Origin of the sequence: Nocardioides sp. OK12 (assembly GCF_024341885.1) — a bacterium.
In the GTDB taxonomy this organism is placed as follows: domain Bacteria; phylum Actinomycetota; class Actinomycetes; order Propionibacteriales; family Nocardioidaceae; genus Nocardioides; species Nocardioides marinisabuli.
Genome location: NZ_BNET01000006.1, coordinates 149,059 through 168,715 on the forward strand (window position 1 = coordinate 149,059; position 19,657 = coordinate 168,715).

A 19,657-nucleotide genomic window follows, 5' to 3' on the forward strand; every position below is an offset into this window, starting at 1 on the left:
ACAGCGGCCCGTCCCCCACGAACCATCGAGGAGGACGCATGACGCGCATCATCATCATCGGAGGCCACGGCAAGGTGGCCCGCAAGGCGACGCCGCTGCTGGTCGAGGACGGTCACGAGGTCACGTCCGTGATCCGCGACCCCGACCAGTCGAAGACGATCACCAAGCTGGGCGCCGAGCCGGTGCTGGCCGACATCGCCTCCATGCAGAAGCACGAGATCGAGGACCTGCTCCGCGGCCAGGACCTGGTGGTCTGGGCGGCCGGTGCCGGCGGCGGGTCGGCCGAGAAGACCTACGCGGTCGACCGCGACGCGGCGATCCGCTCGATGGACGCGGCCGCGGCCGCGGGGGCCGAGCGCTACGTGATGGTGTCGTACTTCGGGGCGGGCCCCGACCACGGCGTGCCGCCCGACAACGACTTCTACGCCTACGCCGAGGCCAAGACCCAGGCCGACGCCCACCTCGAGGAGTCCGCGCTGAAGTGGACGATCCTCCAGCCCAGCGGCCTCACCGAGGGTCCGACGACCGGCAAGATCGACGTCCACACCGAGGACGCCGGGCAGGTCTCGCGCGGCAACGTCGCCGAGGTGATCCGCGCCGTCGCGGGCGCCGAGGCCTCGGCCGTCGCCGGCCTCAAGATCCCCTTCAACGACGGGGACACCCCGATCGCGGAGGGTCTGCGCCACGTGCGCTGAGCCGTCCGGGCGCCGGTGGGCCCGTCGGCCCTCCGGCGCCGGCCGCTCCCCCTAGGCTGGGCGGACCCGAGCCCGGGTCCAGCACGACACCGCCGACGCAGGAGACCCATGAGCGACCACTACGGCAGCTACCCCCAGTCCCCCGACCCCGGCCAGCAGCCCGGACAGCCCGGCCAGCCCGGGTACGGCGCACCGGTCGGCGCCGACGACGTCGCCGGCACCGGTGTGCGCATCGCCGGGTTCGTGCTCGACGTCGTGGTCGTGGCCATCGTCGGCACCCTCGTGACCCTGCCCTTCGCCTCGACGTCCAGCGGCGGCGGTGAGATCGGATTCGAGATCGGCCCCACCGGCATGGTCGTCAGCCTGGTCGTCGCGGCGCTCTACTACATCGTGCCCACGGCCCTGTACGGCCAGACGCTGGCCAAGAAGCTGCTCGGCACCCGGGTCGTGCGCATGGACGACGGCCAGGTCCCCGGGTGGGGCAAGGCGGCCGGCCGCCAGATCATCCTGGCGCTGCTCAACATCGGCTGCTACATCCCGCAGATCGTCAACGCGGTCCTGCTCGCCCAGGAGCCGCTGCACCGCGGCTGGCACGACAAGGCCGTCGGCACCCGGGTGGTCACGACCCGCTAGGCGCCGGGGCGGGCGCGACGCTTGTCGCGCCAGGCGAAGAGCGCCCGCCACAGCCGCAGCGCCCAGGAGGGGTCGCCGCCGCCGTGCAGCGACGAGGTGCCGAGGAAGGAACCCGTCACGCCGCGGCTGGCCCGGTCGCGCCCCTCGAAGTCGGCGTTGGACTGGCCGGGGCGGCGCTGCTCGGGTCTCATCGGTTCTCCTCGCGGTCGACGATGGCGAACACCCGGGCGGGGAAGCCCGAGCCCTCGCGCGGCTTGGGCCAGGTTGCCACGGCCAGCGCCCCGACGGCAGGCACCCGGTGCAGGTCGGTGAGCAGCTCGATCTGCCACTTGTCGGCGCCCAGGATGTAGGTCTCGGCGGGCGCCGAGCCGCCGGCGACCACCGCGCCGGGGTCGGTGTCGGTGGTGTCGTGGCCCACCGCGGCGACCTGGCGCTGCTCGACGAGGAAGCGCAGCGCCTCGACGCTCCAGCCGGGGTAGTGCGCGACGCCGTCGGCGTCGCGGTTGGCCATCGCCTCGCCGTCGGGCCAGCGCGACGCCCACCCGGTCAGCAGGGCCACCAGCGAGCCGGGGGTGATGCGTCCGTACCGGGCCTCGTGCGCCTCGATGTCGGCGGGGGTGACGGCGTGGTCGACGTCGGCCTCGACCTGGTCACGGACGTCGACGACCACCAGCGGCAGGATCATCTCGGTGACCGGCAGCTCGTCGAGGAAGCGCCCGCCCCGCGCGAAGTGCGCCGGCGGGTCGACATGGGTGCCCCACTGCCCGATGTGGGTGTAGCGGTGGGCCAGGAAGCCGGTGCCCACCGACCCGACCCCCTCGTCGAAGTGGAAGAGGGTCTCGCGCTCCTCGTCGGGGAAGGCGAAGTAGTGCGGGATGCCCGGCCCGAAGGCGTGGGTCAGGTCGACCCACTCGCAGGCACGCAGGCGGGTCAGGACGTCGAGCAGCGAGTCGGCCATGTCGCGGATGCTAGCCCGCGTCAGAGGCCGGTGACGCCGCCGACGAGCCAGTCGTCGAAGGTCAGGGTGCTGATCCGAGCACCGTCACCGGGCAGCAGCCCGCCGGACGCCATGGCCCGGCCAGCGCGGCCGGGCAGCCGTACGCCGACCACGGGGCGGCGGCGCCCCTCGGCGCGCACGACCCGGCGGGCCAGGTCGACCAGCTGGTGCTCCTCCGGGCCGGCGATCTCGGTCGCGTGGCCCTGCGGCCCGGCCGGTGCCAGCCGGGCCAGCTCGGCGGCGACCTCGGCGGCCGCGACCGGACGGATCCGCTGTCGGGGCAGGACCGCGACGGGGCCGGGGACGCGCGCGAGCAGCTGGCCGGCGAACTCGTGGAACTGCGTGGCCCGCAGCACGGTCGCCGGCACGGCGCCGCGCAGGGCGACCTCCTCCTGCCGGCGCTTGCCCTCGTAGTAGCCGAGGTCGACCCGGTCGACGCCGACGATGGAGAGGACGAGCAGGTGCTGCACCCCTGCGCGCCGACCCGCGTCGGCCAGGTTCGTGGTCGAGGTCTCGAAGAAGTGCACCGACCTCCGGCGGCCGGTCGTGGCGATGTTGCTGACGTCGATGACCGCCTCGGCACCGGTCAGGGCGTCGTCGAGGCCACTGCCGGTCACCAGGTCGACCCCGCGGCTCCTGGCCAGGACGACCGGCGTGTGCCCGGCCGCCGTGAGTGCCTGGACGACGTGGCGCCCGAGGAGACCGGTCCCGCCGGCGACAGCGATCCTCATCTGCCCATCCTGCCTCAGCTGGCCGGGCGCACGCGCACCTTCTGCCCCGGCTCGATCTCCACGCGCCCTTGCGCCGGCCACCCGTTCCAGCGACGCATCCTGGCGCTGGGCCGGTCGAACCAGCGCGAGACCCGGGCGATCGTCTCGCCCTCCTGGGCACGGTAGATGCCGCGGTGGTTGGCGACCGGTCGTCGCAGCGGGGCCGGGCAGGGCGAGAGGTTCGGCTCCTTCCACGGCGCCGCCAGCTCACCGACCCACTTCGGGCAGGGGCCGTGGTCGAGGGCGCGCGGGGAGCCGGCCCACCAGGAGGTGCGCCTGGTGGCGCCGTTCCAGGTGAAGGAGAGGTGGATGTGGTCGGTGTGCGGGTTCTCGCCGGTGTAGGGCTGCCACCCCGACCGGGCGTCGTACCCGCGCCAGATGCGGCGGTTCCAGATCATGTACATCACCCCGAGCTCGCGGGCGTGCGCCGCGACCTCGCCCTCGACGCTGCGGGTCAGCCACCCGGTCGCGCGCCTGGCGATGCGCCGGTCCTTGGCCCTCGACGCGCGCAGCGACCAGTCCCAGGCGCGACCCTCCTTGTGCTCCGAGAGCCCGCCGCTGCTGCAGGCGCGGGTGATCCCGCCGCTGCCTCCGCCGAACTTCGCCAGCAGCAGCCTGCGTGCGGCCAGCACGCCCGGCTTGGCGACCGGGTCGCAGGAGACCTGGCCCTGGTAGACCGGGAAGGCGTCGACCTCCTTGGCCTGGGCCGGAGGCACCGCGGCGAGGGCGGCTGCCGCGAGCAGCACGGCGAGGACGGACGTGAGCAGGCGTGCGGAACCGGCGAGGGGCATGGGGGTGCTCCGGGGGTCGAGCGGCAGGGGCGGTCGCCGTGGCGGTCGGGGGTCGCCCGCGACACCCCCGACCGTATCCGCGGCGGCGGCCGCGCGTGGTGGCTTCGCGCAACGCGGCCAGGGGCGGGTCAGGCGGTCCGCTCGTCGACCTCGGCGGCGGTCAGCTGGCGCGGCCGGATGTCGCCCCGCGCGATCTCCTCGACGTAGTGGCAGGCCACGCGGTGGCCTGGGCGCACCTGGACCAGCTCGGGCCTCTCGTCGTCGCAGCGCGTCTCCTGCCGGTAGGGGCACCGGGTGTGGAACCGGCAGCCCGCGGGCGGGTCGGACGGCGAGGGCAGGTCGCCCTGGAGGATGATCCGCTCGCGCGTGTCCTCGACGACCGGGTCGGGGACGGGCACGGCCGACATCAGCGAGCGGGTGTAGGGGTGCAGCGGCTCGTCGTACAGGTCGTCGGCGTCGGCCTGCTCGATGATCGAGCCCAGGTACATCACCGCGACCACGTCGCAGACGTGGCGGACCACCGCCAGGTCGTGCGCGATCACCAGGTAGGTCAGCCCGAGCTCGGCCTGGAGGTCCTCCAGCAGGTTCAGCACCTGCGCCTGCACCGACACGTCGAGGGCCGAGACCGGCTCATCGGCGATGATGAAGCGCGGCTCGAGGGCGAGCGCCCTGGCGATGCCGATGCGCTGCCGCTGGCCGCCGGAGAACTCGTGGGGGTACTTCTGCGCCGCGCTCGACGGCAGGCCGACCTGGTCGAGCAGCTGGCGCACGCGGGCGCCCTTCTCGAAGGAGATGCCGTGCGCCTTCAGCGGCTCGGTGAGGATCGTCTCGACGCTCTGCCGGGGGTTGAGGCTCGCCAACGGGTCCTGGAAGACCATCTGCATGTCGCGGCGCGCGCGGCGCAGCGCCTCGCCGCGCAGGCCGGCGACGTCGGTGCCGTCGAAGTGGACGGTGCCCGCCGTGATCGGGCTGAGCCGGAGGACGGCGCGTCCGAAGGTCGACTTCCCGCAGCCGGACTCGCCGACCAGGCCGACGCTGCTGCCCTGCGCGACGTCGAGGTCGACGCCGTCGACGGCCTTGACGGCACCGACGGTGCGGCCGCCCAGCAGCCCCCCCTTGATCGGGAAGTGCACCTTCAGACCGCGCACGGACAGCAGCGGCTCGGCGCCGCCGGTCGAAGGAGTGGGGCTGGGGCTCGGGCTGGGGTCGGTCACGGGGAGGCTCCTGGGGACGGCGCGGGCTCAGCCACCGGGTTGAAGCAGCGCAGGGCACGGTCGCCGACGCGCTCGAGGCTCGGAGCCCGCGTGGTGCACTCGTCGACGACGTTCCCGCACCGCGGGGCGAAGGCGCAGCCCTGGGTCCAGGGGATGGTCTGGGTGGGCGATCCCGGGATGGGGGTCAACGGCGTGCCGCGCGGGTGGTCGAGACGAGGGATGCTGGCCAGCAGGCCGGAGGTGTAGGGGTGGCGCGGCCGGGCGAACAGCGGCCCACGACCCGCCGCCTCGACGATCCGCCCCGAGTACATGACGTTGACGTCGTCGCACAGGCCGGCGACCACGCCGAGGTCGTGGGTGATCATCAGCAACGCCGCGTCGGTGTCCCTGACGAGGTCCTTGAGCACCTCCAGGACCTGTGCCTGGATGGTGACGTCGAGCGCGGTGGTCGGCTCGTCGGCGATCAGCAGCTTGGGCTCGCAGGCGAGCGCGATCGCGATCAGCACCCGCTGCCGCATCCCGCCGGAGAGCTGGTGGGGGTACTCCCGCACCCGCCTGCCCGGCTCGGGGATGCCGACCCTCTCGAGGAGCGCCACGGCCCGGTCCTGGGCCTCCGCGCGGTCGACGTCGAGGTGCGCCTTGAGGACCTCGCGCAGCTGCACGCCGATGGTCACCACCGGGTTCAGCGAGGACATCGGGTCCTGGAAGACCATCGCGATCTCGCGTCCGCGCAGTCTGCTCATCTCCCGCTCGCTGGCGTCCAGGAGGTTGCGCCCGCCGTAGAGGACCTGGCCGCTGGTGCGGGCGGCGCGGCGCGGCAGCAGGCCCATCACGGCCAGCGAGGTGACCGACTTGCCGCTGCCGGACTCGCCGACCAGGCCGACGTGCTGGCCCGCGTGCACGCTGAAGGAGACCTCGTCGACGGCCACCACGTCACGGCGCCCGCGAACGCCGAAGACGACGGACAGGTCGCGCACGTCGAGCAGGGGCTCGCCCACGGGTGTGTCGTCCACGGCCGTCACCTCCGGGACCGGGGGTCGAGGGCCTCGCGCATCGCCTCGCCCAGCAGCGTGAAGCCGAGGGCGGTGAAGGCGATCGCGAAGCCGGGAAGGAGGGCGAGGCGGGCCGCGGCCTCGAAGCGGTCCTGGGCCGCGACGAGCATGCGGCCCCACTCCGCCACGGCGGGGTCGGCCTCGCCGAGGCCGAGGTAGGACAGCGCCGCGACCTCGATGATGGCCGTGGCGAGGTTCAGCGTCGCCTGCACGATGGTCGGTCCGATCGCGTTCGGCACGATGTGGCCGGAGACGATCTTCCGCTTGCGGATGCCGAGCGCCCCCGCGGCGAGCACGTAGTCGGACTTGCCCTGCGAGAGCATCGAGCCGCGCAGCAGGCGCGCGAAGATCGGCACCTGCGCGGTGCCGATCGCGATCATCACGGCGTAGGCGTTCTGACCGAGGACGGCGACGATGCTGACCGCGAGCAGCAGGCTGGGCACGGAGAGCATCACGTCGACCAGGCGCATCACCGCGTTGTCGACCCACGAGCCGACCCGGCCGCCGAGCGCACCGAACCCGCCCGCGAGGGCGCCGAGGCCGGCGCCGGCGACGAGGCCGATCGCGGTCGAGATCACGCCGTACGCCAGCGACTGGCGGGCCCCGTAGACCAGCTGGGTCCACATGTCGGAGCCGTAGCGGTCCAGGCCCAACCAGTGGTCCTCGGAGGGTCCGGGGACCGAGGACGGGGTCACCAGGCCGGCGTCGGCGGTGGAGCCCGGCTCGTACGACGTCAGCAGCGGGGCGAAGAGGGCGACCAGCACGAAGAGCAGCACGATGACCGCCCCGGCGATCGCGGTCGGGTTGCGCCGCAGGCGGCGGAACGCCGCTCGCCAGAGACCGACGCCACCGGCCTCGTCGGGGCCCGCGCCGTGCCCGCCGCTGCCGGCCAGCATGATCTCGGCGGAGTCGGCGCCCGTCCGGCCGCTCACGAGACCCTCACCCTGGGGTCGATGACGCCGTAGGCCAGGTCGACGAGGAGGTTGATCAGCGAGTAGGTGATCGCGATGAAGATGATGAACCCCTGGAGGACGGGGAAGTCGCGCTGGGAGATCGCCTGGAAGAGGTAGCTGCCGATCCCGTTGAAGGCGAAGACGCTCTCGGTGAGCACGGCGCCGGAGAGCAGCAGGCCGGCCTGGAGGCCGATGGTGGTGACCACCGGCAGCAGCGCGTTGCGCAGGACGTGGCGGCGGCTGACGATGCGACGGCTGAGGCCCTTGGACTCCGCGGTGCGGACGTAGTCCTCGTGCAGCACCTCGGCCACCGAGGCCCGGGTGATGCGCACGATGATCGCCAGCGGGATGGTGCCGAGCGCGACCGCGGGCAGGACGAGGTGGACCATCGCGTTGAAGGCGGCGTCCCACTCACGTGTCAGCAACCCGTCGAGCACGTAGAAGTTGGTGATGTGGGTGGCGTCCATCCGGGCGTCCTGGCGCAGCGCGGTCGGGAGCAGGCCGAGCCAGTCGGCGAAGACGAGCTTGAGCAGGATGGCGAGGAAGAACACCGGGGTGGCCACCCCGAGCAGCGAGCCCGACACCACGGCGGTGTCGAGGAAGCGGCCCTGGTTGCGGGCCGCGAGGTACCCGAGCGGCACCCCGACCACGATCGCGAACAGCAGGGCCGTGGTGGCCAGCTCGATCGTGGCGGGGAACCGTTCGAAGAAGGTCGTCAGGACCGGCTGGCCGGTCTTGATCGAGTCCCCGAAGTCGCCCTGCAGCAGTGCCTTGACGTAGATCAGGTACTGCTGCAGGAGCGGTTGGTCGAAGCCGTAGGACGCGTTGACCCGGGCGATCCCCTCCGGGGTGGCGCGCTCCCCCAGCAGCGACCGCGCGGGGTCACCGGGGAGAGCGCGCACCCAGGCGAAGAGGAGCACCGAGAGGCCGAACAGCACCGGCACCAGCAGCGCCAGGCGCCGCAGCGCGAACTTCAGCATCGACTGCCTTCGGAGTCAGAGGTGCGGGGACGGGTGCGGGGACGGGTGCCGGTCAGCCGACCGAGACCACGTTCCAGACCTCGTCCTGCACCGGGCTCTGCTGGTAGCCGCTCACGTCGGGACCGAAGGCCAGCGACGGGACCGGGTGGGCCAGCGGGACACCGGGCAGGTAGTCCATGACGAGCCTGTTGATCTCCTCGTAGAGCGGCTCCTGCTCCTCGGGGGTGGGCAGTCCGCGGGCCTCGCGCAGGGCGTCGAAGATCTCCGGGTTGTCGAAGCCCCACTCGCTGCTCTTGGCGCCGAAGAAGACGCCGAGGAAGTTGTCGGTGTCGTTGTAGTCGCCGGTCCACCCGAGCAGGTGCAGGCCGTGCTTGGAGGTGCCCTGGATCTTCTCGAGGTAGTCGGGGCTCCACTGGTCGGCCGTGGGCTTGATCTTCAGGCCCACCGCCTCGAGCTGAGAGCGGATCACGTTGAACGTGTCCTCCGGCTGGGGCATGTACGGGCGGCTGACACCGGTCGGGTAGTTGAACTCGATGGTGGCGCCGTCGGCACCGGCGTCGGCGAGCATCTGCTTGGCGAGCTCGGGGTCGAACTCGTAGGTCTGCACGTCGTCGGTGTAGCCCATCACGCTGTCCGGGATGAACTCGATCGCCGGTTGGGTGCCCTCGGGCATCGAGGCGCTGATGATCTCCGGGATGTTGAGCGCGTGCGCGATGGCCTGGCGGACCTGGGGGTCGTCCAGCGGCTTCTGCTGCTGGTTCATGCCCAGGTAGAGGACGTTGAAGGGGTCCCGGTTGACGATCTGGAAGCCCTCCTCCTCGAGCGGCGCGATGTCGGCCGGGCCGACCAGGTCGAAGCCGTCGATCTCGCCGGCACGCAGCGCGTCGGCACGGGCCTTCGGGTCCTCGATCGCGACCACGACGGCCTCGTCGACGATCGCCGGGTCGCCCCAGTAGTCGTCGTAGCGCGCCAGGGTGACGTCCTGCCCGCGGTTCCAGGCGTCCAGCATGAACGGGCCGGTGCCCGTGGGGTGCTCGGTGGAGTACGCGGAGTTCTTCGGGTTGGTGGCCCCGTCGTCCTGGAACTCCTCCAGCGCGCTGGGGCTCTGCATCGAGAACGCCGGCAGCGACAGCGCGGAGATGAAGCCGGCGAAGGGCTCCTTCAGGTTGATCGTCGCGGTCAGCTCGTCGTCGGCGGTGCAGGAGTCGTAGATCGCGGAGTCCGCGCGGTCGCCGGTCGCGAAGCCGCGGAACAGCGCCGCGTAGTAGTAGGTCAGGTCGTCGGTCTGGGCCGACTCGGGCATGTTGTACCAGCGGTCGAAGTTCGAGCAGACCGCCTCCGCGTCGAAGGCGGTGCCGTCGTGGAACGTGACGTCCTCGCGCAGGTCGAAGGTGTAGCTCAGGCCGTCCTCGCCGGTCTCCCACTCGGTCGCGAGCAGCGGCGCGGGGTCGGCCGTCCCGGGCTCGGTGCCGACGAGGCCCTCGAAGATCTGGCGGGCGACCCGGAAGCTCTCGCCGTCGGAGGCGAAGAACGGGTCGAGGGTCACCGGCTCGGCGGACCCGGCGAAGACGAAGGTGCCGCCGCTCGCGCCGTCACCACCGTCGCCCGCGTCGCCGTCGCGCTCGCTCTCGGCACAACCGGTCAGGATCAGCGCAGCGGCGGCCAGTCCGACCAGACCTGCGCGCGTTGACTTCTGTGTGGACCGCACGTGTCACCTCAATTCGTCGCGTCTCGCCCGAGTGACGAAACAGAACCTGCGGGACAGTAGCGCGCCGGTGTGACGTAGAGCACTAGCCCGGCACCCGATCGCGTGTCGCGATCCGGCAACGATTTCTGGGAGGGCCACTCGCGTGTCCGGCCGTACCGACCGGGAGTGTGGAGTCGTGGATGAACCAGGTTGATCTAGGACTCCACACTTCCAGCCCGTCGTCGGCGAATGCCTCCGCCGTCAGTGCGCCATGTCGACGAACCGCGAGTAGTGACCCTGGAAGGCGACCGTGATGTCGCGGGTCGGGCCGTTGCGGTGCTTGACCACGAGCAGGTCGGCCTCGCCGGGGCGGGTCGACTCCTTCTCGTAGGCGTCCTCGCGGTGCAGCAGGATCACCATGTCGGCGTCCTGCTCGATGCTGTTGTGCAGGGCGATGCCGTTGGCGACGAAGTTGTGCACGCCCAGGACCGTGGCGTCGTACACCGGCTGCTCGCCGATGGGCTCGACCCTGGCGATGGCATCCCAGTAGATGTCGTTGGTGGCCAGGACCTCGAGGTCGGCATCGCCGAGGACGCCGGCCACCTTGGCCAGCCGTTCGCGGCTCGGGGCGTGCTTCCACATGGTCGAGCCGGCGAACGAGGTCCCCATGGCGGTGGCGAACTCGCGGTGCGTCATCCGGCGGTCCGCCAGCTCCTGGCGCACGCGCCCCCAGACCTCCTGCGGCACGGTGTCGAGGTTGGTGTTGGGCCGGACGTCGCGCAGCGCCGCCGCGAGGCGGGCGACCTGCTCGCCGCGGGCACCGTGCACCCCGATGTCGTCGAGGAACCGCAGCTGGTTCTCGGCCCCGACGACGTGCACGTGCCAGCCGTCGCGGTAGCCGGCCTTGCGGACCCGCTTGATGCGGGTGAAGACGTTGAACCTGGCGAGGAGCCTGGTCACGTCGTCGGCGAGGCGGCGGCTCGTGGTGGCGTAGTAGACCCTGCCCGTCCCGCGCTTCTCGTCCAGGTGGACGCACCCGTCGGTGGCCCACAGGTGGTGCAGGAAGAGGCCCACCTGCTCCTTGGGCAGCCCGAAGACCCAGTCGGGCACGAACTTCTCGTGGCTGCGGAGACCGAAGAGCGCGTCCTCGTCGAGCCAGGCCGCGATCGGGTTGCGCCGGCCACGGGCGAGCCGGTACGGCGCGGGGAGGCGCAGCGTGGTGACCCGGGCGGCCGGGTACTCGTCGCGGACCGCGGTGATGCCGAACCGGCGGGAGGCAGCCTCGGCCACCGCCGCGAGGTTGGCCTCGTCGACGCTGGCGTGGCGCAGCGGCTGGCGCTCGACGAAGGACCCGTCACCGAGCAGGTGCGCGAGCAGGACGACCTCGTCGGGGTCGCGCGGGGTGATCTGCATCGGGGGCGGCACGTGGCGCACCGAGCCCACGCGCGAGCCGGTCGTCAGCTCGGCCAGCGGCACCCAGCCGTCGTAGGTCAGGAACGGGTGGTTGCCGGTCGCCTCCACCGTGCGGCCCGAGGCGAGCGTGACCCGGTACGTCGCCTTCGTCCCGCTCGGGAAGGCGTGCGTCAGGGTGCGCGGCACCAGCTTGAGCCGCTCGTCCAACGCCCAGACGGGGACGTCGGTCGCGCCCGTCGCCATCAGCTCGCCCAGGGTGATCTCGGCGTTCGTGTCGGCGCGCAGGAGCCGGGTGTCGGCGGTCAGGCAACCGGACTCACGCAGGTCGCTCATGGCGGGGCGCTTGTCGGCGCGCTGCTCGGAGCCACGGTTGAGCTGCGAGAGCGCGATGATCGGGACCTCGAGCTCCTTGGCCAGCAGCTTGATCTGGCGCGAGAACTCCGAGACCTCGAGCTGGCGCGACTCGACCTTCTTGCCCGAGCTCATCAGCTGGAGGTAGTCGATGACGATCAGCTGCAGGTCGTGCTTCTGCTTCAGCCGCCGCGCCTTGGCGCGGATCTCCATCATCGTCATGTTGGGGCTGTCGTCGATGAAGACCGGCGCCGAGGAGACCTCGCCCATCTTGCGGGCCAGCTTGGTCCAGTCGTCGTCACCCATCGCGCCGTTGCGGATGTGGTTGAGCGGCACCTTCGCCTCGGCCGAGAGCAGACGCATGGTGATCTCGGAGCGCGTCATCTCGAGGCTGAAGAAGACGCTGGTCAGGTTGTTGTGGATCGACGCCGCACGGCAGAAGTCGAGGGCCAGGGTCGACTTGCCCATGGCGGGGCGGGCCGCGACGATGATCATCTGGCCCTTGTGCAGGCCGTTGGTCAGCTCGTCGAGGTCGGCGAAGCCGGTGGGCACGCCGTAGATGCCCGACTCGCGGTTGCCGATCGCCTCGATCTCGTCGAGGACGCCGTCCATGATGTCGGAGAGCGGGGCGTAGTCCTCGCCCGAGCGCTTCTCGGCGAGCTTGAAGACCTCGGCCTGGGCCTGGTCGACGATGTCGTCGACCTCGCCCTCGCCGGCATAGCCGATCTGCACGATCTTGGTGCCGGCGTCGACGAGGCGGCGCAGCACCGCCTTCTCGCGCACGATCTCGGCGTAGTAGCCCGCGTTGGCCGCGATCGGGACGTTGGCCGACAAGGTGTGCAGGTAGGGGGCCCCGCCGACCTTCTGCAGCTCACCGCGACGCTGCAGCTCGGCGGCGACGGTCACCATGTCGACCGGCTCGCTGCGGCCGTAGAGGTCGATGATCGCGTCGTGGATCGTCTCGTGGGAGGGACGGTAGAAGTCGCCGCCGCGCACCCGCTCGGTGACCTCGGAGATCGCGTCCTTGCTGATCAGCATCGAGCCCAGCACCGACTGCTCGGCGGCCATGTCCTGCGGCGGCGTGCGGTCGTTGGGGCCGCTGCGCGGACGCTCGCCCGGCGCGTAGGAGACGGGCCCGTCGCCCCAGTCCTCGTAGGGCGGCTCCTCGGCCGTGCGGCCGCTCTGCTCGGTGACGCTCAACGTGCTCTCCCATGGCTGGTCCCGGACCGACCCCGTGCCGGCTGGGCCGGTGCCCACGACGCTAGGACCGGCCACCGACAACGCGGCGCCGGACCTCGTGGAGACCGGTCCCGGACGACGTCCCGAGGACCTCGTCCGCGTGACCGTACGTGGGGATCCGCCCCAGCGGAAAGCGAGTTGTCCACAGGGCCTGGGGATAACCCGGGGTTGCCCGTGGACGACACGCGAGGACGTGTGCACTGCCTGGGGACACAACTGTGGAGAACCAAGTGATGCCGCCGACGAAATGGCCTCTGACCTGGGGAAACGCCTCTCCCCACCTGTGGACAGAAAATTGTGGGCAGGACGACGTCGTTCACCCGCCGGCCGCGCTCCGGATGCCTGGATGTTTGTCGACAAAGCGTCGACTAGCGCAGTTTCCACAACTTGTCCCCAATACGGGACAGATGCCGGCGACCGGTCTCGACCAGCGCGCGCCTACGATCCGCGGGTGAGCCCGCGCAGCGCCCCGTCCGAGCACCGGGCCACCGATCGCGAGATCTGGCGGCTGGCCGTCCCGGCGTTCCTCGCGCTGGTCGCCGAGCCGCTCTTCCTGCTCGGCGACGCGGCCGTCGTCGGCCGGCTGGGCACCCCCGAGCTGGCCGGCCTGGGCATCGCCGCGGTGGTGCTGCAGACCGCCGTCGGCCTGTGCGTCTTCCTCGCCTACGGCACCACCGCCAGCGTCGCGCGCCGCCTCGGCGCCGGCGACCTGCGTGGCGCGCTGGCCCAGGGCGTCGACGGGCTCTGGCTGGCGGTCGGGATCGGGGTGGTGACCACCGTGGTCGGCGTCGCGCTCACCGACCCGCTGGTCGCGGCCTTCGGTGCCGGACCCGAGATCAGCGAGCAGGCCACGACCTACCTGCGCATCGCCTTCCTCGGCACCACGCCGCTGCTGGTGATGCTCGCCGCCACGGGGGTGCTGCGCGGCCTGCAGGACACCCGCACCCCGCTCTACGTCGCCGTCGGCGGCAACGTGCTCAACATCGTGCTCAACGTCGTGCTCGTCTACCCCGTCGGCCTCGGCATCGCCGGCTCGGCGATCGGCTCGGTCGTCGCCCAGGTGCTCAGCGCCGCCGTGCTCACCGTGGTCGTCGTGCGCGGCGCCGGGGCGCAGGGCGCCCCGCTGGGCCCCGACCTGCCGGGCATCCGCCTGGCCGCCCGGGCCGGGGTGCCCCTGGTGGTGCGCACCCTGACGTTGCGCGCCGCCATCCTCACCACGACGTACGCCGTGACCCTGGGCGCCGCCCCCGGCGCCGGGCTCGACGTCGACCTGGCCACCCACCAGCTGGCGATGACCCTGTGGGGGTTCCTGGCCTTCGTGCTCGACGCGATCGCGATCGCGGCGCAGGCCCTGACCGGACGCACCCTCGGCGCCGGCGACGTGGCAGGCACCCGGCGGCTGACCCGGCGGATGCTGCGCTGGGGCGTGGTCAGCGGGGTGGTGACCGGCGTGCTGCTCGCCGCGGCGAGCCCGCTGCTCGGCCCGCTCTTCAGCCGGGACGCAGCCGTCCACGAGGCGCTGGTGCCGGTGCTGCTCATCGCCGCCCTGGGTCAGCCCGTGGCCGGCATCGTCTTCGTGCTCGACGGGGTGCTGATCGGAGCCGGCGACGGCCGCTACCTGGCTGTCGGGGGGCTGCTCACCCTGGTCGTCTACCTGCCCGTCGCCCTGCTCGCCGCCTCGTGGGGCGGGCTGCTGGCCCTGTGGGTCGCCTACACGACGGTCTTCATGGGCTCGCGGATGCTGGTGCTGGTGCTCCGCGAGCGCAGCGACGCCTGGGTGGTCACCGGCGGGGGCACCCCCGGCCCGTCCCGGACCCGCTCGGGCGCCGGGTCGTAGGCTCCCCGCCATGGCCCCGCTCTCCCTGGTCGCCTCGGGCCTGCTCCTGGTCGCGCTCGTCGCGCCCGTCGGCGGGTACGACGTGCTGGCCGACTGGGCGGGCTGGGCCCTGGTCGTGGCGGCGCTGCGCCGCCTGCCCCTGGCCTCGGCGACCCGGCAGCGACCGGTCCTGGTCGGGCTGGCCGTCACCGCGGGCCTGCTCTCCGCGCTGCTGTGGTTCCCGCTGCTGCACGAGGCGCTCGCCGACGTCGACCCCGCCATCGCCTGGGCGCTGAGCCTGCCGGCGCTGCTGGTGACGGTCCTCCTGGCCCACGAGCTGGCCGCGGCCGCCGCCGGCGCGCAGGACCCGGCCCCGCGGCGGCGCTGGCACCTGGTGCGCACCGTCGCCGTGCTGGTCGCCGTGCTGCCCGTCCTCGTCTACGGCGCTGGTCTGGACCAGCTCGAGCCCCTCGCCTTCGTGCTCGCCGACCTCCTGATCCTCACCGTGATCGTGATGCTGCTGGTCGATGCGCGGCGCCCGTGGGCCGGCGGCACCCCCCGCGACTTCGGTCGAAGCGCCGCGAGGACCGCCCGGGATTCGTAGCCTGAGGCGGAGCGGGGCGTTGAAGCATCGACCCCGCCAGCCCCCTCGGAGGAATCTCGATGACCGTCCCCCCGTCCGTACGTCGTGGCGCGGCCCTGTCCGTGGCCGCCCTCGTCGGCGCCCTGCTGCCGGTGCTCGCGATGCCGGCCGCCCACGCCGAGCCCGGCTGCCTCAGCGAGGCAGCACCTCCCGGCGAGCTCCCCCTCCCGCTGCCGCTGCCCTCGCCGATCGGACCCGGCGACCGGTGCGACGACAGCGAGCCGCCCGTCACCTCGGCCGTGACGGCCTCCCCCGCCCCCAACGAGGCGGGCTTCATCGCCCAGGACTCGGTCACCTTCACCTTCTCCGGCGCCCACACCGACGCCGACACCGACCCGATCGCGTTCGAGTGCCAGTTCTTCAACACCCCCGAGGCCCCGCCCGAGGACGAGTGGACCGCCTGCACGAGCCCGCAGACCTACAACGACCTCGAGGACACCCGGCGCGAGCTCGGTGGTCGCGAGACCCCCTACACCTTCCGGGTGCGGGCCTACGACGCCGCCGACCGCAAGATCGACGCCACCCAGAACGACCTGATCCTGGGTTCCAACGGGGCCGAGACCGACCTGCCCGACGTCGACCAGACGCCGGAGGAGGCCACCTTCAAGCTCGACACCGTCGCCCCCGTCGCCCGCATCTTCAACCAGCCCTTCGACCCCGAGACCCCCGACCGCCCGATGCTCACCACCGACAGCCCCACGCTGCGCATCACCGGCTCGGAGTCGCCGCTGGTCTACACCTGCGACATCGACGGCGAGGCGATGCCCTGCCGCGACGACCACGTGACCTTCAAGGACCTCGGGCCCGGCACCCGGACCCTGAGCGTCTCGGTGACCGACCGGGCCGGCAACACCTCGGCCCTGCCGGCCACGACCAGCTTCACGGTGCCCGAGGACCTGGTCTCCCCGGGCCGCCGCTGGGCGACCAAGCGCCGCGCCAAGTCCTTCGGCGGCGACTACCTGGAGGCGTCGGCGTACAAGACCAAGATCACCGTCGCCGGCGTCGACGTGCGCGAGGTGCGCCTGCTGGCCACCACCGGCCCCACGAGCGGCAAGCTGAAGTACAAGATCCCCGGCGGCGTGTGGCAGAAGGTCAAGCTCGGCGGCAAGCGCACCACCCGCAGCGACGTGGTCGTCGTGCGCAACGAGCAGAGCGCCTCCTTCACCGGCAAGATCGCCTTCCGGGTGATGAGCCGCGGCAAGCCGGTGCAGCTCGACGCGATCATGCTGCGCTGAGCCGCAGCCCCGACGTACGACGACGGGCCCGGACCTCCAGTGGAGGTCCGGGCCCGTCGCGGTGCTGCAGGGTGCTGCTGGGTCTCAGGCCTTGACGACGTTGAGGGCCACCGTGGCGGACACCTCGTCGTGCAGCCGCACGGAGACCTCGTGGTTGCCGAGCGAGCGGATCGGGTTCTTGACCGCGATCGTGCGCTTGTCGACGGCCTCGCCGGTCGTCTCGGTCAGCGCCGAGGCGATGTCGGCGGGGGTGACGGCGCCGAAGAGACGCCCGCCCTCGCCGGCCTTGACGGCGACGTTGACCGTCGACGCCTCGAGCTTGGCCTTGATCTCAGCGGCGTGGTCGTGGTCGCGGACCGCGCGGCTGGTGCGCGCGGCCTTGATCGACTCGACGGTCTTCTCGCCACCGCGGGTCCAGCGGATGGCCACGCCACGGGGCACGAGGTAGTTGCGGCCGTAGCCGTCCTTGACCTCGACCACGTCGCCCGGGCCACCGAGACCGGTGACCTCCTGGGTCAGGATGAGCTTCATCGTCCGTGCTCCTCTCAGCGACCGGTGGAGGTGTAGGGCAGCAGGGCCACCTCGCGGGCGTTCTTGACGGCGATGGCCACGTCGCGCTGGTGCTGGACGCAGTTGCCGGTCACCCGACGCGCGCGGATCTTGCCGCGGTCGGAGATGAACTTGCGAAGGAGGGTGGCGTCCTTGTAGTCGACGCCGCTCGCCTTCTCCTTGCAGAACTGGCAAACCTTCTTCTTGGGCTTGCGAATCACTGCCTTGGCCATTGTGGTGCTTCCTTTCTAGAAGCCCGCCCCGGAGTGGCTACCGGGTCGGAATGGGTCAGGTTTGTCTGGACAGGTGGTGCTGGACCGAGCGGTCCAGGATCAGAACGGGGGCTCCTCGCCCACGCCGGGGGCGCCCCAGGGGTCGTTGCCCTGGGCCGGGGCCGGCCGGGACTGGCCCCCGCCGAAGCCGCCGCCCTGCTGGCCCCCCTGCTGGGGAGCCGGCGAGGCCCACGGGTCGTTGGCCGGGGCTGCGCCCTGGCCCCCGCCCTGCTGGCCGCCGCCGGAGTAGCCTCCGCCGCCGCCCTGGCCGCCACCGGAGTAGCCTCCGCCGCCGCCCTGACGGGTCGTGCGGGCGACCTTGGCGGTCGCGTAGCGCAGGGACGGGCCGACCTCGTCGACCTCGAGCTCCATCACGGTGCGCTTCTCACCCTCGCGGGTCTCGTAGCTGCGGGCCTTGAGCCGGCCCTGGACCACGACGCGCATGCCCTTCTGGAGGGACTCGGCGACGTTCTCCGCGGCCTGCCGCCAGATCGAGCAGGACAGGAACAGCGCTTCGCCGTCCTCCCACTCGTTGGTCTGACGGTTGAGGGTGCGCGGCGTCGACGCGATCCGGAAGTTGGCCACGGCCGCCCCCGAGGGGGTGAAGCGCAGCTCCGGGTCGTCGACGAGGTTGCCGACCACCGTGATGACGGTCTCGCCTGCCATGAGGTCTCCCTAGCGGTGTGCTGATCCTGGTGCTGTTCGGTCGTCCGAGACAGCGTTCGCGACCATGGTGGCCGCTCGCGCCGACATCGGACAGGGGTCATCCACAAGTGGACGACCCGAGGCGTCGAGCCGGGGGCTCAGTGCGCGTCGGGCCGGATGACCTTGGTGCGCAGGATCGCCTCGTTGAGGCCGAGCTGACGGTCGAACTCCTTGACCGTGTCGGGCTCGGCGTTCAGCGAGATGACGGCGTAGATGCCCTCGGCGTTCTTCTTCACCTCGTACGCGAGGCGACGACGTCCCCAGACGTCGACGGACTCGACGGTGCCACCGTCCTTGGTGATCACGTTGAGGTACTTCTCGAGGGACGGCTGAATCGTCCGCTCTTCGAGGCTGGGGTCGAGGATGACCATCACTTCGTAGGCACGCATAGCGGTCTCCACCTCCTCTGGACTCGGCGGCCACGGTCTCTCCGTGGCAGGAGGGCTGTGCGAAACCCGCACCCGGCGCACCGCGGAGCGGCGGGCTGGTGGGAGCGGGGCCCGAGGACACGGACCCGTCGGTGGGTCGTGCGATCTCGGACAGCGCAAGATACCAGCGCGCCGCGGTGTCGGCCTAAACGTCGTCCACAGCCCGCACGCGCGCGAGGACCCAGGCGTGCGCCGGGCGGGGACGGGGTAGGGGGCTGGCGATGAGCCACCGCCACCCCGCCCCCTCCCTCGCTCCCTCCGTCGCGCCCGCCCCGACGGGCCCGCCGGCCCGCCTGGTCGGGCGCTACGAGCTGGCCGACCGCATCGGCGCCGGGGCGATGGGGTCGGTCTGGCGGGCCTGGGACCACCAGGCCGGGCGCTGGGTGGGCGCCAAGGTGCTCGACCAGGCCCGAGGTGGCGCCCCGACGGAGGCCGCCGGGCTGCTGCTGCGCTTCGTGCGCGAGCAGTCGGTGCGCATCGCGCACCCCCACGTGGTCGCCCCGACCGGCTGGGCGGCCGAGGACCACGTCGTCGTGCTGACCATGGACCTGGTGCGCGGCGGCTCGCTCGACGTGCTGCTCGCCGAGCACGGCGCGCTGCCCAAGAGCTACGTGCGGGTGCTGCTGGCCCAGCTGCTGCGCGCGCTGGCCGCGGTGCACGAGGCCGGGGTGGTGCACCGCGACGTCAAGCCCGCCAACCTGCTCCTCGAGCCGACCGGCGCCGCCCGGCCCCACCTGCGCCTCGGCGACTTCGGCGTCGCCACCCTCCAGCACGAACCGCGCCTGACCCGGCACCCCGGTGCGGTCGGCACCGACGGCTACATGGCCCCCGAGCAGGCGCGGGGGGCGCTGCCCGACCCCCGCCAGGACCTGTACGCCGCCGGCGTCGTGGCCCTCGAGCTCCTCACCGGCCGTCCGCCCACCCGTGAGGGCCCGCCGCCCGTCCCGCCCGGTGACCTCGCCGGTCTGCTGGCGGCGCTGACCAGCCCCGACCCGGCCGGCCGGCCACCCTCGGCGCTGGCCGCCCTCGAGCGGCTGCACCGGCTGGGCGTGCCGCCGGGCACGCCCTGGGACGAGGAGCCCGGCCCGCCGTACGTGCCCGACCGCCTCGGCGAGCCGCCGGCGCCGCGCGCGCCCGGCCGGGGTCCCGACCGGCGCACCGTGCTGGCGGCCTGCTGCCTGGTCTCGGCCGCGGTGCTCTGCGTGGTGGCGCTCGCGCTGCTCGTGTGAGGCCG

General features: G+C 72.5%; 20 protein-coding genes. 6 read left to right on the top strand and 14 right to left on the bottom strand.

Annotated elements, in window-relative coordinates:
• Positions 1-38: 38 nt before the first annotated feature.
• Entirely contained in the window at positions 39-695 is a 657-nt protein-coding gene (locus OCU29_RS16085) for an NAD(P)H-binding protein (RefSeq protein ID WP_179614801.1), read from the top strand.
• A 108-nt stretch (positions 696-803) separates the two neighbouring features.
• Entirely contained in the window at positions 804-1,328 is a 525-nt protein-coding gene (locus OCU29_RS16090) for an RDD family protein (RefSeq protein ID WP_261820716.1), read from the top strand.
• Here OCU29_RS16090 and OCU29_RS16095 read toward each other — a convergent pair.
• The 10 genes from OCU29_RS16095 to OCU29_RS16140 all read right to left on the bottom strand — a co-directional run bounded on the left by OCU29_RS16095 (position 1,325) and on the right by OCU29_RS16140 (position 12,736).
• Positions 1,325-1,519, bottom strand: coding sequence for a hypothetical protein (locus OCU29_RS16095; RefSeq protein ID WP_261820717.1), 195 nt, complete (start codon positions 1,517-1,519; stop codon positions 1,325-1,327). The genes OCU29_RS16090 and OCU29_RS16095 overlap by 4 nt on opposite strands.
• A complete protein-coding gene (locus OCU29_RS16100; protein ID WP_261820718.1) occupies positions 1,516-2,286 on the bottom strand; it encodes a cyclase family protein in 771 nt (256 codons plus the stop codon). Before OCU29_RS16100 ends, OCU29_RS16095 begins: the two co-directional genes overlap by 4 nt.
• Positions 2,287-2,306: 20 nt before the next feature.
• On the bottom strand, positions 2,307-3,056 hold the full coding sequence (locus tag OCU29_RS16105; protein WP_261820719.1) for an SDR family oxidoreductase: 750 nt from the start codon (positions 3,054-3,056) through the stop codon (positions 2,307-2,309).
• Positions 3,057-3,070: 14 nt separating this feature from the next.
• Complete coding sequence (locus tag OCU29_RS16110; protein ID WP_261820720.1) at positions 3,071-3,886, bottom strand: hypothetical protein; 816 nt, start codon at positions 3,884-3,886, stop codon at positions 3,071-3,073.
• 128 nt (positions 3,887-4,014) lie between these two features.
• Entirely contained in the window at positions 4,015-5,100 is a 1,086-nt protein-coding gene (locus OCU29_RS16115) for an ABC transporter ATP-binding protein (RefSeq protein ID WP_261820721.1), read from the bottom strand.
• Complete coding sequence (locus OCU29_RS16120; protein ID WP_261820722.1) at positions 5,097-6,113, bottom strand: ABC transporter ATP-binding protein; 1,017 nt, start codon at positions 6,111-6,113, stop codon at positions 5,097-5,099. The genes OCU29_RS16115 and OCU29_RS16120 overlap by 4 nt, the downstream gene beginning before the upstream one ends.
• 5 nt (positions 6,114-6,118) lie before the next feature.
• On the bottom strand, positions 6,119-7,084 hold the full coding sequence (locus tag OCU29_RS16125; protein ID WP_261820723.1) for an ABC transporter permease: 966 nt from the start codon (positions 7,082-7,084) through the stop codon (positions 6,119-6,121).
• Positions 7,081-8,085, bottom strand: coding sequence for an ABC transporter permease (locus tag OCU29_RS16130; RefSeq protein ID WP_179614808.1), 1,005 nt, complete (start codon positions 8,083-8,085; stop codon positions 7,081-7,083). The genes OCU29_RS16125 and OCU29_RS16130 overlap by 4 nt, the downstream gene beginning before the upstream one ends.
• Before the next feature lie 52 nt (positions 8,086-8,137).
• On the bottom strand, positions 8,138-9,793 hold the full coding sequence (locus OCU29_RS16135) for an ABC transporter substrate-binding protein (RefSeq protein ID WP_261820724.1): 1,656 nt from the start codon (positions 9,791-9,793) through the stop codon (positions 8,138-8,140).
• A 240-nt stretch (positions 9,794-10,033) separates the two neighbouring features.
• Positions 10,034-12,736: a replicative DNA helicase gene (locus OCU29_RS16140; RefSeq protein WP_306799032.1), complete on the bottom strand. Its 2,703-nt coding sequence runs from the start codon at positions 12,734-12,736 to the stop codon at positions 10,034-10,036.
• Positions 12,737-13,226: 490 nt separating this feature from the next.
• On the opposite strand from OCU29_RS16140, the gene OCU29_RS16145 reads away from it, so the two are divergent.
• The 3 genes from OCU29_RS16145 to OCU29_RS16155 are packed head-to-tail and all read left to right on the top strand — an operon-like array spanning position 13,227 to position 16,469.
• Positions 13,227-14,612, top strand: coding sequence for an MATE family efflux transporter (locus tag OCU29_RS16145; RefSeq protein ID WP_261820726.1), 1,386 nt, complete (start codon positions 13,227-13,229; stop codon positions 14,610-14,612).
• Between the two features lie 10 nt (positions 14,613-14,622).
• Positions 14,623-15,195: a hypothetical protein gene (locus OCU29_RS16150; RefSeq protein WP_261820727.1), complete on the top strand. Its 573-nt coding sequence runs from the start codon at positions 14,623-14,625 to the stop codon at positions 15,193-15,195.
• A gap of 59 nt (positions 15,196-15,254) precedes the next feature.
• Entirely contained in the window at positions 15,255-16,469 is a 1,215-nt protein-coding gene (locus OCU29_RS16155; RefSeq protein ID WP_261820728.1) for a hypothetical protein, read from the top strand.
• An 84-nt stretch (positions 16,470-16,553) separates the two neighbouring features.
• On the opposite strand, the gene rplI is transcribed toward OCU29_RS16155, so the two are convergent.
• The 4 genes from rplI to rpsF form a co-directional block, all read right to left on the bottom strand.
• Positions 16,554-17,000 (bottom strand): 50S ribosomal protein L9, encoded by a 447-nt coding sequence (rplI, locus tag OCU29_RS16160; RefSeq protein ID WP_179614813.1) that lies wholly within the window; start codon positions 16,998-17,000, stop codon positions 16,554-16,556.
• Between the two features lie 14 nt (positions 17,001-17,014).
• Entirely contained in the window at positions 17,015-17,251 is a 237-nt protein-coding gene (gene rpsR, locus OCU29_RS16165; RefSeq protein ID WP_179614814.1) for a 30S ribosomal protein S18, read from the bottom strand.
• A gap of 99 nt (positions 17,252-17,350) precedes the next feature.
• Positions 17,351-17,956 carry a single-stranded DNA-binding protein gene (locus OCU29_RS16170; protein ID WP_179614815.1) on the bottom strand — a complete coding sequence of 202 codons (606 nt, stop codon included), beginning with the start codon at positions 17,954-17,956 and terminating at the stop codon, positions 17,351-17,353.
• Between the two features lie 137 nt (positions 17,957-18,093).
• Positions 18,094-18,384, bottom strand: coding sequence for a 30S ribosomal protein S6 (gene rpsF, locus OCU29_RS16175; RefSeq protein ID WP_179614816.1), 291 nt, complete (start codon positions 18,382-18,384; stop codon positions 18,094-18,096).
• 260 nt (positions 18,385-18,644) lie between these two features.
• On the opposite strand from rpsF, the gene OCU29_RS16180 reads away from it, so the two are divergent.
• A complete protein-coding gene (locus OCU29_RS16180; protein WP_261820729.1) occupies positions 18,645-19,652 on the top strand; it encodes a serine/threonine-protein kinase in 1,008 nt (335 codons plus the stop codon).
• The last annotated feature ends 5 nt before the right edge of the window (positions 19,653-19,657 follow it).

Excerpts from the sequence above, each read along its gene's own strand:
- OCU29_RS16085 (WP_179614801.1), top strand. The coding sequence starts at position 39 with ATGACGCGCATCATCATCATCGGAGGCCACGGCAAGGTGGCCCGCAAG.
- OCU29_RS16090 (WP_261820716.1), top strand. The coding sequence starts at position 804 with ATGAGCGACCACTACGGCAGCTACCCCCAGTCCCCCGACCCCGGCCAG.
- OCU29_RS16095 (WP_261820717.1), bottom strand. The coding sequence starts at position 1,519 with ATGAGACCCGAGCAGCGCCGCCCCGGCCAGTCCAACGCCGACTTCGAG.
- OCU29_RS16100 (WP_261820718.1), bottom strand. The coding sequence starts at position 2,286 with ATGGCCGACTCGCTGCTCGACGTCCTGACCCGCCTGCGTGCCTGCGAG.
- OCU29_RS16105 (WP_261820719.1), bottom strand. The coding sequence starts at position 3,056 with ATGAGGATCGCTGTCGCCGGCGGGACCGGTCTCCTCGGGCGCCACGTC.
- OCU29_RS16110 (WP_261820720.1), bottom strand. The coding sequence starts at position 3,886 with ATGCCCCTCGCCGGTTCCGCACGCCTGCTCACGTCCGTCCTCGCCGTG.
- OCU29_RS16130 (WP_179614808.1), bottom strand. The coding sequence starts at position 8,085 with ATGCTGAAGTTCGCGCTGCGGCGCCTGGCGCTGCTGGTGCCGGTGCTG.
- OCU29_RS16150 (WP_261820727.1), top strand. The coding sequence starts at position 14,623 with ATGGCCCCGCTCTCCCTGGTCGCCTCGGGCCTGCTCCTGGTCGCGCTC.
- OCU29_RS16155 (WP_261820728.1), top strand. The coding sequence starts at position 15,255 with ATGACCGTCCCCCCGTCCGTACGTCGTGGCGCGGCCCTGTCCGTGGCC.
- rplI (WP_179614813.1), bottom strand. The coding sequence starts at position 17,000 with ATGAAGCTCATCCTGACCCAGGAGGTCACCGGTCTCGGTGGCCCGGGC.
- rpsR (WP_179614814.1), bottom strand. The coding sequence starts at position 17,251 with ATGGCCAAGGCAGTGATTCGCAAGCCCAAGAAGAAGGTTTGCCAGTTC.
- OCU29_RS16170 (WP_179614815.1), bottom strand. The coding sequence starts at position 17,956 with ATGGCAGGCGAGACCGTCATCACGGTGGTCGGCAACCTCGTCGACGAC.
- rpsF (WP_179614816.1), bottom strand. The coding sequence starts at position 18,384 with ATGCGTGCCTACGAAGTGATGGTCATCCTCGACCCCAGCCTCGAAGAG.
- OCU29_RS16180 (WP_261820729.1), top strand. The coding sequence starts at position 18,645 with ATGAGCCACCGCCACCCCGCCCCCTCCCTCGCTCCCTCCGTCGCGCCC.